Source organism: Ruegeria sp. BG10, from assembly GCF_056538575.1.
In genome coordinates this window covers 271,360-285,109 of sequence record NZ_JBQFTI010000003.1, presented here as the reverse complement: position 1 = coordinate 285,109, position 13,750 = coordinate 271,360, and the positions used below count along the sequence as shown (strand labels likewise).

Below are 13,750 nucleotides of genomic sequence, written 5' to 3'. Positions count from 1 at the left end.
GTAAGAGATGGCAGAGCCCAAGAACGAAGATTTTCTGGACGATATCGCAACCGCCGAGGCGGAAGAACTGGCCGAGGAATTTGCTGAGATCAGCGATGAGGCGCTGGAGCTGGATGAGCTGCGGGCCGAGCGGGACGACTATAAAGACAAATTCATGCGGGCGCTGGCGGATGCCGAGAACGCGCGCAAACGCGGCGACAAGGCGCGCCGCGATGCGGAGCAGTATGGCGGATCGAAACTGGCCCGCGACATGCTGCCGGTCTACGACAACATGAAGCGCGCGCTTGAAGCCGCAACGGATGAACAGAAAGAAGTTGCCGCCGGTCTGATCGAGGGCGTCGAACTGACCATGCGGGCGCTGAAGGACGTGTTCCAGAAACACGGGATCGAGGTGATCACTCCGGAAGTGGGCGACCGGTTCGACCCCAACGTGCATGAAGCGATGTTTGAGGCCCCGGTGCCCGGCACCCGTGCGGGCGATATCATTCAGGTCTCGGCCGAAGGCTTCATGCTGCATGACCGCCTGCTGCGCCCGGCGCAGGTAGGGGTGTCCTCGACACCCGCAAGCTGAGTGATTTCAGATCAATCGAATGTTGAGGCGGTCAGGTTCTGGCCGCCTCTTTCAGTTTGTAGATCAGGTCCAGCGCCTCGCGCGGGGTCAGTTCATCCGGAAGCACGTCGTTCAGCAGATCGGTGACAGGCGAAGCCTTTGGTGCGGGCGGCGGAGGCGAGGGCGCGGCTGAAAACAGCGGCAGATCGTCGATCAGCGCCTTTTGCTTGCCGCCTTCGCGTTCGGTTTTCTCCAACTGGTCCAGCACAACGCGAGCCCGTTCAACGACCGAAGCCGGCAGCCCGGCCAGTTGCGCAACCTGCACGCCATAGGACCGGTCGGCGGCGCCTTTGTGAACCTCGTGCAGGAAGATGACCTCACCTTCCCATTCCTTGACGGCGACGGTTGCGTTGTCGACACCTTTGAGTTTTCCGGCCAGGGCGGTGAGTTCATGGTAATGGGTGGCAAACAGCGCGCGGCACTTGTTGGCGGCATGCAGGTGCTCCAGCGTGGCCCAGGCGATCGACAGGCCGTCATACGTGGCGGTGCCACGTCCGATTTCATCCAGGATGACCAGCGCGCGGTCGTCGGCCTGATTCAGGATGGCTGCGGTTTCCACCATTTCCACCATGAAGGTCGAACGCCCCCGGGCCAGATCATCCGAGGCCCCCACGCGGCTGAACAACTGGCTGACGACGCCGATATGCGCCTGCTCTGCCGGGACAAAACTGCCCATCTGCGCCAGTAACGCGATCAGGGCATTCTGGCGCAGGAAGGTCGATTTACCGGCCATGTTCGGACCGGTCAGCAACCAGATCGCGGCGCCATCTTCAGCGCTCAGGTCACAGTCATTGGCGATGAAGGCATCGCCACTCTGCTGGCGCAGCGCATGTTCGACCACCGGGTGGCGGCCACCCTGCACGTTGAAGGCGCGGGAGGTGTCGACCTGCGGGCGGCACCAGTTTTCGCCCCGCGCCAGATCGGCGAGCGCGGTGGTCAGGTCCAGCTCCGCCAATCCTCGAGCAGCCTGATTGAGACGGGCGGCCAGTGTCAGAATTTCCTCAGAAAGCCTTTGATAGAGCCGCTTTTCGATCTCAAGCGCCAGATTTCCGGCGTTCAGGATACGGGTTTCGATCTCGGACAGTTCCACAGTCGTGAACCGCACCTGATTGGCGGTGGTCTGGCGGTGGATATAGGTCTCGGAAAACGGCGGGTTCAGCATCTTCTCGGCATGGGTGGCCGTGGTTTCGATGAAATAGCCCAGCACGTTGTTGTGCTTGATCTTCAACGAGGTGATGCCGGTGTGTTCCGCATATTTCTTCTGGAACCCGGCAATGACCGAGCGGCCTTCGTCCCGCAGGGTGCGGGCCTCGTCCAGTTCCGTGTCGAAACCGGGGGCGATGAAGCCACCGTCACGGGCCAGAAGGGGCGGTTCGGCGACCAAAGCCTCATCCAGCAGACTCAGCAGATCATCAAATCCGACAAGGTTCTGCACGGCAGTGGCCAGCAGGACCGGCAGGTCGTGACCGGCGCAGAGTTCGGCAATCACCGCCGCCTGCGTCAGCCCGTTGCGGATGGCCGTCAGATCGCGGGGACCGCCGCGATCCAGTGACAGGCGCGACAAAGCCCGGTCCAGGTCGGGGGTCTTGCGCAGCGCCTCGCGCAGGTCCGAGGTGGTCAGGCTGTCCTCCGCCGCGAAACTCACCGCATCCAACCGGGCATGGATGACGTCCAGATTGCGGGACGGGCTGGACAGACGTTGCTCCAGCAGTCGCGCACCGCCCGGCGTGACGGTGCGATCGACCACTGACAACAGCGATCCGGCGCGTCCACCGGGCAATGATCGGGTCAGTTCCAGATTGCGACGGGTGGCGGCGTCGATCTGAACCACGCGGTCCTCGGATTCCTTCAGTGGCGTCTGCAGCAGGGGCAGTTTGCCCTTTTGCGTGATCTCCAGATAGTCGATCAGCGCGCCCATGGCAGAAATCTCGGCCCGTCCAAAACTGCCGAACGCATCCAGCGCGCCCACGTGAAACAGCCCACAGATGCGTTTTTCCGCCGCCGTGCTGTCGAAACTGGCGCGACCGATGGGGGTGAGGGAAATACCCAGATCGCGGACAGGCTCCTGCAGGGCGTGTTCCGATCCGTCAGAGACTATCAGCTCGGACGGGGCCAGCCGCGCCAGTTCCGGGCTGAGCCGCACCGAGGTCAGCGGCATCACGTGAAACGCGCCGGTCGAGATATCGGCCCAGGCCAGCGCGGCCTCATCCCGGACCTCGGCATAAGTGGCCAGAAAGTTGTGCCGCCGCGCCTCCAGCAGGGCATCTTCGGTCAGCGTGCCGGGTGTCACCAGACGCACGACATCGCGCTTTACCACCGATTTAGAGCCTCTTTTCTTCGCCTCGGCGGGGCTTTCCATCTGCTCGCAGACAGCGACGCGAAAGCCCTTGCGGATCAGCGTCAGCAGATACCCTTCGGCGGAATGCACCGGCACGCCGCACATCGGAATGTCGGTGCCGTTGTGTTTGCCGCGTTTGGTCAGGGCGATGTCCAGCGCTTCGGCGGCGTTGACCGCGTCCTCGAAAAACATCTCGTAGAAATCGCCCATCCGGTAAAACAGAAGGGCGTCGGCATTGGCCTCTTTGATTTCAAGATATTGCGCCATCATCGGCGTGACAGTGGACAATGCGGCCCCCTTCTGGCGTATTCCGGGCGCGACCTTACAAACCCGTCCCCGACTGCGAAAGGTGAAAACGTAATGTCGTTGAGACGCGCCCCAGCCTGCGTTATGACGCATCAGCCCCGCAGTCATGGAAACGACCGATAAAATGCCCAAAGCCAAGATCACCAAAGAAGAGGCGCTGGCCTTTCACCTGGACCCGACCCCCGGCAAGTGGGAGGTGCAGGCCACCGTCCCCATGACCACGCAACGCGATCTGTCGCTGGCCTACAGCCCCGGCGTGGCGGTTCCCTGTGAAGCCATCGCCGAAGCGCCCGAGACCGCCTATGACTATACCAACAAGGGTAATCTGGTAGCCGTGATCTCGAACGGGACGGCTGTGCTGGGCCTTGGCAATCTTGGCGCGCTGGGCTCGAAGCCGGTGATGGAGGGGAAATCTGTTCTGTTCAAGCGGTTCGCCGATGTGAACTCGATCGATATCGAACTGGACACTGAAGACCCGGACGAGTTCTGCCGTGCCGTGCGGCTGATGGGTCCGACATTCGGCGGCATCAATCTGGAAGACATCAAGGCGCCCGAGTGTTTCATCATCGAACAGCGCCTGAAGGAAGAAATGGATATCCCCGTCTTCCACGACGACCAGCATGGGACGGCAGTGATCTGCGCAGCAGGACTGATCAATGCGCTGCACATTTCAGGCAAGAAGATCGAGGACGTGAAGATCGTCCTGAACGGTGCCGGTGCAGCGGGAATTGCCTGCATCGAGCTGCTCAAGTCGATGGGCGCGCGGCACGAGAACTGCATCGTCTGCGACACCAAGGGCGTGATCTATCAGGGCCGGACCGAGGGCATGAACCAGTGGAAATCAGCCCACGCAATCACCACCGAGCTGCGCACGCTGGAAGAGGCGATGAAAGGCGCGGATGTGTTCCTTGGCGTTTCAGTCAAAGGCGCAGTGACGCAGGACATGGTCGCCAGCATGGCCGACAACCCGGTGATCTTCGCCATGGCCAATCCGGACCCCGAGATTACGCCGGAAGAGGCGCATGAGGTCCGCGTCGATGCCATCGTCGCCACCGGGCGCAGCGACTATCCCAATCAGGTCAACAACGTTCTGGGCTTTCCCTACCTGTTTCGCGGTGCGCTCGACATCCATGCCCGCGCCATCAATGACGAGATGAAGATCGCCTGCGCCCATGCGCTGGCGCGTCTGGCGCGCGAGGATGTGCCGGACGAAGTTGCCATGGCCTATGGCCGGTCGCTGACCTTCGGGCGCGACTATATCATCCCCACGCCGTTCGACCCGCGCCTGATCCACCGCATTCCGCCGGCGGTTGCCAGGGCCGGGATGGATACCGGCGCGGCGCGGCGTCCGATCATCGACATGGACGCCTATGAGTTGAACCTGAAATCCCGGATGGATCCGACCGCCAGCATCCTGCGCGGCCTGAACGCCCGGGCCCGCGCTGCGCAAAGCCGGATGATCTTTGCCGAGGGCGATGATCCCCGCGTGCTGCGCGCGGCGGTGATGTATCAGCGCTCGGGCTTTGGCAAAGCGCTGGTTGTCGGCCGTCCGGATGACGTCAAACAAAAGCTGGAAGAGGCCGGGCTGGGCGACGCGGTGCGCGAGATCGAAGTTGTCAACGCGGCCAACACGACGCATTTGGAAACCTACAAGGATTTCCTTTATGACCGCCTTCAGCGCCGGGGATTTGACCGCAAGGATATCCACCGGTTGGCGGCGCGCGACCGGCACGTGTTTTCATCCCTGATGCTGGCGCATGGGCATGGCGACGGGCTGGTGACCGGGGCAACGCGCAAATCGGCGCATGTGCTGGACCGGATCAACCATGTGTTTGACGCCGATGCGACCCATGGGGCGGCGGGCGTGACCGCGCTGCTGCACAAAGGGCGGATCGTGCTGATCGGCGATACGCTGGTGCATGAATGGCCGGATGAAAACGATCTGGCGAATATCGCTGAGCGCGCCGCCGCCGTGGCCCGGCACATGGGGCTGGAGCCACGCGTGGCTTTCGTCAGCTTCTCGACCTTTGGCTATCCGGTGTCCGAGCGGGCCGAAAAGATGCACCGCGCGCCTGCGGTTCTGGATCAGCGCGGCGTCGACTTTGAATACGAAGGTGAGATGACCGTTGATGTGGCGCTGAATGTGGACCAGCAGGCCAGCTATCCGTTCCAGCGCCTGACTGGTCCCGCAAACATCCTGATCGTCCCCGCCCGGCATTCGGCCAGCATCTCGACCAAGCTGATGCAGGAAATGGGCGGGGCCACGGTGATCGGCCCGATCCTGTCGGGTATCGACAAGCCGATTCAGATCTGTTCCACCGTTTCGACGGCAAACGATATCCTCAACATGGCCATTCTGGCCTCTTGCGACATTTCGGGTAAGCCATGACGATCTGGAACCTCGGCTCGATCAACGCGGACATGATCTATGACGTTCCGCATCTTCCCGGCCCCGGGGAAACCCTTTCGGCCAACCGGCTTGACCGGTTTCTGGGCGGCAAGGGCGCGAATATGTCGGTGGCGGCCGCCCGCGCCGGTGCGCAGGTGGCGCATATCGGCGCGGTCGGCCCGGACGGGCACTGGGCACGGGATCGCCTGACCGAATATGGCGTCGATACCCGCCATATCGCCGGGGTCGAGGTGCCCACCGGCCACGCCATCATCGCGGTGGATGCGGCGGGTGAAAACAACATCATCCTGTTCCCCGGCTCGAACCACGCCATTTCGCAGGATCAGTTGGGACAGGCGCTGTCCTCGGCGTCTCCCGGTGATCTTCTGGTGATGCAGAACGAAACCAACCAGCAGGTCGAGGCCGCGCAGATGGGGCGCAAGCTGGGCCTGACGGTCTGTTATGCGGCGGCCCCGTTTCAGGCTGATGCGGTGCAGGCGGTTCTGCCCTATCTGGATTTCCTGATCCTGAACGAGATCGAGGCCGAGCAGTTGCGGCAGGCCACCGGGCAGGAGGTTGGCGACCTGGATGTTGCGCATGTGATCGTCACCCTGGGGTCAAAGGGCGCGCGGTATCACCCGCGCGGCGCTGAAATGACCGAGTTTCCGGCCCACAAGGTTCAGGCCGTGGATACCACCGGCGCAGGCGACACGTTCACGGGCTATGTGCTGGCCGGGATGGATCGCGGGATGCCAATGGCGCAGGCCGTGTCACAGGCCAATCGTGCCGCGGCCCTGATGGTCACGCGGCACGGGACGGCGGACGTCATTCCTGACCTCAAAGAGGTCCGCGAAGCGCAGTTCGATTAAGACCCGGCGAAAGGCGCGTCGCTGCCCCACAGCTGTTTGACGCGCGCGTCGCGCCCGCAGGCCTTGCGATAGGCCTTGTAGGCGCTGTGCTGTCGCTTGGGGCCAAAGCGGGTCAGGACCAGCTTGTTCCCCTTGTAATAATCCTGATGATACGCCTCGGCCGGATAGAAAACGCCCTGCTGCAGGATCGGTGTGACAACCGTCTGCCCCAGCGCCTGCTGCGCATCGGCTTTTGCCTGCTGCGCAAGCGTCTTTTCCCCAGTGTTAGAGACGAATATTGCCGTGCGATAACTGTTGCCCCGGTCGCAGAACTGGCCGCCCGCATCGGTGGGATCGACCGAGCGGAAGAACAGGCTCAGCAGGGTTTCGCGCGACACGCGGGCCGGGTCAAAGGTGATCTGGACCGCCTCGTAATGGCCGGTCCCGCCCTTAGTGACCTGATCATAGGTCGGGTTGGCGGAGTTGCCGCCGGTATATCCCGACACCGCGCCGATCACGCCGGGTACGGATTCGAAATCGGATTCGACGCACCAGAAACAGCCCCCCGCCACGGTCAGCGTTTCGGCTCCGGCCGCGGGGGCGGGAACGGCGCGCAACAGGGCGGCCAGCGCAATCAGAGCAAACAGAAGCGTCGGTTTGACTTGGTCGAGGTAAGCGAAGCGGGTCATGGCGGATCTCCTTCCGCGATCAGGCTGCCCCGCCTTTCTCGCTTAGGCAATCCGCTGACATCTTATGTCACGGGGTGGTGAGACGAGTTTATCGGCGCTCAGCCCAGCAGCTGCCCCAGCTTCATCGCCACGCCCATATTGCCCGAGATCTTGAGTTTCCCCAGCGCCACACCGGTCATCGGGTTCAGTTTGCCGGTCAGCAGCTTGGTCAGGTTGTCGCGCGAGATCCGGATTGTGCAGTCGGTGTCGCGATCCTGTGTGGTCGCCTGATTATCGGCGAGAACGATGACGCCGTCGTCACCGCAGTCGAATTTGAGCGAGCCGTCGAAGCTGCGTCCGACAAGGTTTTTCTGAATGCCTTCGGCAATGGTGCTGAGTGTCATGTGGCCTCTCCTGATTGGGCACAGGGTTAGGGGGCTGCGGAATGGCAGACAAGGGGCGCGGTCTAGTGACCTTGGGTCAGGGATTCCAGGTTTTTCTGACGGTCGTCAAAGCCGGGATGCGTGCTGAGCCAGTCCAGGCCTTCCTCGCCATATTCAGCCGCCAGAAGGTCGAAGAATTCCGACAGGCCGTTCGGGTCGAACCCGGCCCGGGTCGCCAGATCAACGCCAAACCGGTCAGCGGCCAGTTCGTGCTGTCGGGAATAGGACAGGGACAGGATCAGATTGCCCTCAAGCAGCACCTGTTCCAGCACCGGCCCGGTGTCGCCGGCCATCATGCCGATCAGCACAAAGGTACCCAGGGACCGGTAAATCTGCGTCAGACCGTGCTGCTCGGCCACATGCCCGATTTCATGCCCGATCACCCCCGCCATGGCATCGGTCGAGATCAGGTTTACCAGATCGTCGGTCACCACAATCGTCCCGTTGGGCAGCGCAAAGGCGTTGGGTCCCATGCCGGGAAAGCGTCGGAATTCCAGCTGGTAGTCGTGACTTTCCGCGGCGGGACCCAGCGCCGCCAGAACCCGGTCGAAACTGTCCTGAACTTCGGACTGTCTGGCGGCGCTCAGCCGGCTGGGCTCGGCCAGCACCCGGTCCACGGCCTGCATCACACCGGTATCGATGGCGGCAACCAAGGGCGGCGGCGTCATCCATACGGCCAGCGTCACCAGAACGGCCAGCCCGTATTTCCACAATCCCCAGGCGCCGATCAGGCAGGCGACTGCGATAAGGATCAGGCGCGGGTGGAACTTTTCGGCCCGGTGCAGGTGCGATCCGCTGCTGTCGGCCGTCAGATGTTCCAGTGCCGCGTGATGGTCTGTCAGAAACAGCGTCCCGTCGGGAAAGGTCACCCGCCGTTCGGTTGCGCCCACACGGGATTCGATATCCAGTTCCTGCGGTGCGCACCGCGCCCGGACCTCGCCCTGCGCGTCGATCAGCCAGACGGTGTTGGTACCCACAGCCAGCCGCGCCCGGATCTCGCGTGAGCTGCGGGGCGGATAGGCGCGCCCGCTGACGGGCGCACCGATATCTTCGGGGAACTCTTCCAAGGATCAGACCGCGATGCCGATGTCGAACCCCTCGATGTCACCGTAGGCGTCGCCGATGGCGCTGACATTGGCGGTGACGCCGCCGACAAACTCGTCCAGCGAACCGGCGGGCAGGAAAGTGGTGTGATTGGCCAGATACCGCACCCGGCGCACATGCGCCCAGGGCAGCATCAGGCCCAGCGTCAGGCCGACCACCACAAGGTTCGAGACCGAAATCCACAGCAGGCGCAAAGGCGACACATTGGAATGGAACCGATGCCCGTCACCCAGAACCGTGTAGTTATAGACCGTGTTGCGGACCATGGCGCGATAGATGATCGTGGCCGGAACCAGCACCAGCAGCAGGAAGGCATAGATGCTCAGGACGGAGAGGATGGCTGCGATGTTTTCCGGGTCGTCTTCCAGCGTGCGGAACGCCTCGAATGTCGACAGGTTGACCCCAAGCAGCATGCCGACCACGACCATACCGGCAATGACCCAGAGGGCGGTGAACAGAAAGGCCCGGTAAAACGGCGCAATCGGGCTGTCGAAATACATCGGCGTGGTGCCAAAGCTGTGACCGTTCACGTGAAAGCGTTGAATCGACCGCGTGACGAAGGGCCAGGTCGTATACAGCGTCAGCGCCGCGATGATTGGATACAGAAAGTAGTTCGCCGCCGCCGATCCGGTGGTGCCCTGAAAATCGAACCGGACATTCGACCAGCTGGACACGCGGGCATTGAACCGCAGCGAACGCACCAGCAGATAGGGGACCAGGAACAGCAAACCGAGCAGCATGACGATATTCACCAGCGGAATGGCCGCCAGAATCGTATAGATCACAATCCCCGCGATCACGATCAGACGCCCGATCAGGATTTGCCCGCCGGTGGCATGATAGTCAAAGCTGCGCCCTGCGACATAGGTGTTCTGATAGAAATACTTCTTTGTCCGAACCTTGGCCCAGGCGCTGTAGATCCCGAAGGTCAGCATCGACAACAGCAGGTTGACGATCCAGATGCCGAAGAACTCGGTGGCCGAGCCGCGAAACTCGAATTCGGCCGGCGTGTCGTAGGATTGATCTGCTTGCATGATTGCCTCAATGGAATTGAACGAAATTCGGGCCGATCCCCTGCAGGACCGGCCCGTTTTCTCTGTTCAATCAACTGGGCATTTCTGCGGCAAAGTTGCGGCTTGTTCGACCCATTCAACTTTTTCGTGTGGCGTCGCCTTTATTTGAGGCGCTTGTCCCGTGCCGCCAGCAGTTTCAGGCGCAGCGCGTTCAGCTGGATAAAGCCTGCGGCATCTGTCTGATCATACGCACCGGCGTCTTCCTCAAAGGTCACATGTGCCTCGGAATAGAGCGAATGATCCGACCAGCGGCCCACGGTCGAGGCCAGACCTTTATACAGTTTCACACGAACGGTGCCGGTGACATGTTCCTGAGATTTGTCGATGGCGGCCTGCAACATCTCACGCTCGGGCGAGTACCAGAAACCGTTATAGATCAGCTCGGCATATTGCGGCATCAGCTGGTCTTTCAGGTGCATAGCCCCGCGGTCCATGGTGATGGACTCGATCCCGCGATGGGCCTCCAGCAGGATGGTGCCGCCCGGTGTTTCATAGATGCCGCGCGATTTCATACCGACGAAGCGGCCTTCGACCAGATCGAGACGGCCAATGCCGTTTTTGCCGCCATATTCGTTCAGCTTGGTCAGGATGGTGGCCGGGCTCATCGCCTCGCCATTGATGCTGACCGCGTCGCCTTTTTCAAAGCCGATCTCGATGAATTCCGGCTCATTCGGCGCGTCCTCGGGGTGGACGGTACGCTGATAAACATAATCCGGTGCCATATCGGCGGGGTCTTCCAGAACCTTGCCCTCGGACGAGGTGTGCAGAAGGTTGGCATCGACCGAGAAAGGCGCCTCGCCACGCTTGTCCTTGGCAATCGGGATCTGGTTGGCTTCGGCAAATTCCAGCAGCTTGGTCCGGCTGGTCAGATCCCACTCGCGCCAGGGTGCAATCACCTTGATGTCGGGGTTCAGCGCGTAAGCGGCCAGTTCGAACCGCACCTGATCGTTGCCTTTGCCGGTTGCGCCATGGGCGACGGCATCGGCGCCGGTTGCCTCGGCAATCTCGACCAGACGTTTCGAGATCAGAGGCCGCGCGATCGACGTGCCCAGCAGATACAGCCCTTCATACTGGGCATTGGCGCGGAACATCGGGAAGACGAAATCGCGGACGAATTCCTCGCGGATGTCTTCGATATAGATGTTTTCGGGCTTGATCCCCAGCAGCTCGGCCTTCTTGCGGGCGGGCTCAAGTTCCTCGCCCTGACCCAGATCGGCGGTGAAGGTCACAACCTCACAACAATACTCGGTCTGCAGCCATTTCAGGATGATCGAGGTATCAAGGCCACCGGAATAGGCCAGAACAACTTTCTTGGGCGCGGACATCTGACTTCCCCTTATGCGTAAGACGACTGGCCCCTAGCGGGTTTTGAACGCGGGGGCAAGTTATGTGCGTTGACGCAGGGTGGGAATTGCGATGAAACGGGTGCAAAGAGAACAAGGATTTGTTGAGAGGGCAGGTTACAGGATGTTGGGTTGGCAGATTTTCAAACATGCGCTTGGTATGATTTTCAATGATTTCGGCACGGCGTTGCGCGTGTCGTCCCCGGTTATCGCTGTTTCCCTGCTTGGTATGGCGCTGTTCATTGTAAAAGGACCAGCATTCGTCAGCGGTGAGCAAGGCGATTTCAGTGGTGTCTTACTGCTTGGGCTCCTGAACTACGCCGCCGCTCTATGGGTTGCAGTCTCATGGCATCGCTATTGTCTGCTGGCAGAATACCCGGAAAAAACGCTGCCGGATTTTAACAGCTCGCGCATATTGGCCTATTTTGGGTGGGCTCTGCTACTGGCGCTGATCCTTCTTGGCATGACAATCCTGTTATTCGGAGTTGTTTACGCGGCCGGTGGCGTTGCAACCGGCGCATTGTCATTGGTTGGCGGGGCTATTCTGGTCGTGGGAATGATTTTCTCCATTTGGGTTGTCCAGCGATTCAGTCTGGTTCTTCCGGCAAGCGCAGTGGGGAATCCGATTACAATTGCCGAGTCATGGCGCGCTACCCAAAGGATTGCGACAGCGATCCTTGTGGTTTTTCTGTTTTTGGGCGCGTTCGGTTTTGTACTCGGGTTTATCGCCGGGTTCTTTGGCGCCTTTTCAGGCTTTTTGGGGTTCACGCTTCAGGCCGTTGTAAACTGGGTGATTGCCATGACCAGCCTCAGCGTTCTGACTACGTTCTACGGAGTTTGTGTCGAAAACCGCGAACTGGCCTGACCGCCCGTACACATATGTATTCCTTGCCCTTCTCGCATTGATGCGGCACTGAAACGGTCATGAGTGAATTCATGACCCGCGCCCGCGCCGCCGAACAGGCGATGCGCACCGTGTTTCCGCCGACGCCTCTGCAACGGAATGCGCATCTGTCCGACCGGTTTGGTGCCGATATCTGGCTCAAGCGCGAAGACCTGAGCCCGGTGCGGTCGTATAAAATCCGCGGGGCGTTCAACGCGATGCGCAAGCAGCAGGGGCAGGACCTGTTCGTTTGCGCCAGCGCGGGCAATCACGCGCAGGGCGTAGCCTTTATGTGCAAGCATCTGGGCGTGAAGGGTGTAATTTTCATGCCGGTGACAACGCCTCAGCAGAAGATCCAGAAGACCCGCATTTTCGGCGGCGACAATATCGAGGTTCACCTGACCGGCGACTATTTCGACGACACCCTGGCGGCGGCACAAGCCTGGTGCACCCGGCAGGGCGGACATTTCCTGTCACCTTTTGACGATGCGGATGTGATCGAGGGGCAGGCGTCGCTGGCGGTAGAGATTGAGGCGCAATTGGGCGGCCTGCCGGATCATGTGATCCTGCCTGTGGGCGGGGGTGGCATGTCCTCGGGCGTGGCGACGTGGTTCGGGGACCGGACCCATTGCCTGTTTGTCGAACCCAGGGGCGGGGCCTGCCTGCACGCGGCGATGGCGGCGGGGCATCCGGTGTCACTGGACCGGATCGACAATTTCGTCGATGGCGCGGCGGTGGGGCGCATAGGATCGAAACCGTTTGAGCTGTTGAAAGACCGTCACCTGTCTGACGTGCTGGTCCTGTCCGAGGACCGTATCTGCACCACCATGATCGAAATGCTGAATGTCGAAGGCATCGTGCTGGAACCCGCCGGTGCCTTGGCGATAGAAGCAGTGGCAGACGTGCAAAGTTTCATCCGTGGCAAGACCGTGGTTTGCGTCACCTCGGGCGGCAATTTCGATTTCGAACGGCTGCCGGAAGTCAAGGAACGGGCGCAGCGCTATTCCGGGGTCAAGAAGTACTTCATCCTGCGCCTGCCGCAGCGGCCCGGTGCTCTGAAAGAGTTTCTGGGCATCCTGGGCCCCGAGGATGATATCGCCCGGTTCGAATATATGAAGAAATCGGCCCGCAATTTCGGCTCGGTTCTGATCGGGATCGAAACCAGAAAACCGGAAAACTTCGCCCGCCTGTTTGCGCATCTGGACGAGGCCGGGTTCACCTATACCGACATCACCGAAGACGAGACGCTGGCGCAGTTTGTGATCTAAGCCAGTTTTTCCGCCTTTTCGCGCAGGAACATGGCGCGGGATTCGTCATAGGCCGACAGCAGGGCGGGCAGGTCGACGTCACCGGCCTTGCCACCTGCCGCGGTGCGCTCTCCGTCCTGGCACAGGCAGGAAAACCGGTCGAAGCCCAGGCTGAGCGCGCTGCCTTTCAGAAAGTGCAGGTTCTGTTCAAGCTCGCGCCGGGCGGTGTCACGGTGCAGGCGTTCGATGGTTTGCTGAACCTCGTCCAGAAAAATCTGCACGACCTCGTCGAACTCACCAACCCCGACCTCATCCCGCAGCTGTCTGACTCTGGCCCAGTTGATCACGGCCCTTTCCCCCCCGCATGTGATGGTGACCCGGTCGTGATAGCGCGGGTGCGGTAAAGGGCAGGTTAAACCGGCTGCCGGTCCGGCCTTCACCGGATGTTAAATCCCGCCACGCTAGGCTTGTCCTGTTCGGTGTAACGTCGCGGGGCAT

Annotated in this window: 12 protein-coding genes; 5 read left to right on the top strand and 7 right to left on the bottom strand. The window is 61.2% G+C overall.

Going from position 1 to position 13,750, the window contains the following annotated elements; translation table 11 throughout:
* Positions 1–7 precede the first annotated feature (7 nt).
* Positions 8–571 carry a nucleotide exchange factor GrpE gene (locus tag ACR0D8_RS14725; RefSeq protein ID WP_480647573.1) on the top strand — a complete coding sequence of 188 codons (564 nt, stop codon included), beginning with the start codon at positions 8–10 and terminating at the stop codon, positions 569–571.
* 31 nt (positions 572–602) lie between these two features.
* Here the strand turns inward: ACR0D8_RS14725 and mutS are convergent, their stop codons facing one another.
* A complete protein-coding gene (gene mutS / locus ACR0D8_RS14720) occupies positions 603–3,218 on the bottom strand; it encodes a DNA mismatch repair protein MutS (protein WP_480647734.1) in 2,616 nt (871 codons plus the stop codon).
* Positions 3,219–3,378: 160 nt separating this feature from the next.
* Here mutS and ACR0D8_RS14715 point away from each other — a divergent pair, with 160 nt between their 5' ends.
* Together ACR0D8_RS14715 and ACR0D8_RS14710 are read left to right on the top strand one after the other, a co-directional pair.
* Positions 3,379–5,643 (top strand): NADP-dependent malic enzyme, encoded by a 2,265-nt coding sequence (locus tag ACR0D8_RS14715; protein WP_480647571.1) that lies wholly within the window; start codon positions 3,379–3,381, stop codon positions 5,641–5,643.
* The gene (locus ACR0D8_RS14710; protein ID WP_475156201.1) at positions 5,640–6,512 is read left to right on the top strand and encodes a ribokinase; all 873 of its coding nucleotides are present in this window, start codon (positions 5,640–5,642) and stop codon (positions 6,510–6,512) included. The genes ACR0D8_RS14715 and ACR0D8_RS14710 overlap by 4 nt, the downstream gene beginning before the upstream one ends.
* On the opposite strand, the gene msrA is transcribed toward ACR0D8_RS14710, so the two are convergent.
* From msrA to ACR0D8_RS14685, 5 genes are all read right to left on the bottom strand, one after another.
* The gene (gene msrA / locus ACR0D8_RS14705; protein ID WP_480647569.1) at positions 6,509–7,180 is read right to left on the bottom strand and encodes a peptide-methionine (S)-S-oxide reductase MsrA; all 672 of its coding nucleotides are present in this window, start codon (positions 7,178–7,180) and stop codon (positions 6,509–6,511) included. The two genes, ACR0D8_RS14710 and msrA, sit on opposite strands and share 4 nt — an antisense overlap.
* A 98-nt stretch (positions 7,181–7,278) precedes the next feature.
* On the bottom strand, positions 7,279–7,563 hold the full coding sequence (locus tag ACR0D8_RS14700; RefSeq protein WP_475156196.1) for an SCP2 sterol-binding domain-containing protein: 285 nt from the start codon (positions 7,561–7,563) through the stop codon (positions 7,279–7,281).
* Positions 7,564–7,625: 62 nt separating this feature from the next.
* The gene (locus ACR0D8_RS14695; protein WP_480647566.1) at positions 7,626–8,669 is read right to left on the bottom strand and encodes a M48 family metallopeptidase; all 1,044 of its coding nucleotides are present in this window, start codon (positions 8,667–8,669) and stop codon (positions 7,626–7,628) included.
* Between the two features lie 3 nt (positions 8,670–8,672).
* Positions 8,673–9,740 (bottom strand): YjgN family protein, encoded by a 1,068-nt coding sequence (locus tag ACR0D8_RS14690; RefSeq protein ID WP_475156188.1) that lies wholly within the window; start codon positions 9,738–9,740, stop codon positions 8,673–8,675.
* A 140-nt stretch (positions 9,741–9,880) separates the two neighbouring features.
* Positions 9,881–11,104 carry an argininosuccinate synthase gene (locus ACR0D8_RS14685; protein ID WP_480647564.1) on the bottom strand — a complete coding sequence of 408 codons (1,224 nt, stop codon included), beginning with the start codon at positions 11,102–11,104 and terminating at the stop codon, positions 9,881–9,883.
* 91 nt (positions 11,105–11,195) lie between these two features.
* Here ACR0D8_RS14685 and ACR0D8_RS14680 point away from each other — a divergent pair, with 91 nt between their 5' ends.
* Complete coding sequence (locus ACR0D8_RS14680; protein ID WP_480647562.1) at positions 11,196–11,987, top strand: hypothetical protein; 792 nt, start codon at positions 11,196–11,198, stop codon at positions 11,985–11,987.
* Between the two features lie 59 nt (positions 11,988–12,046).
* Positions 12,047–13,273 (top strand): threonine ammonia-lyase IlvA, encoded by a 1,227-nt coding sequence (gene ilvA / locus ACR0D8_RS14675; protein ID WP_480647560.1) that lies wholly within the window; start codon positions 12,047–12,049, stop codon positions 13,271–13,273.
* Here ilvA and ACR0D8_RS14670 read toward each other — a convergent pair.
* Positions 13,270–13,599, bottom strand: a complete 330-nt coding sequence (locus tag ACR0D8_RS14670) for an Hpt domain-containing protein (RefSeq protein WP_480647559.1) — start codon at positions 13,597–13,599, stop codon at positions 13,270–13,272. The two genes, ilvA and ACR0D8_RS14670, sit on opposite strands and share 4 nt — an antisense overlap.
* Between the last annotated feature and the right edge of the window lie 151 nt (positions 13,600–13,750).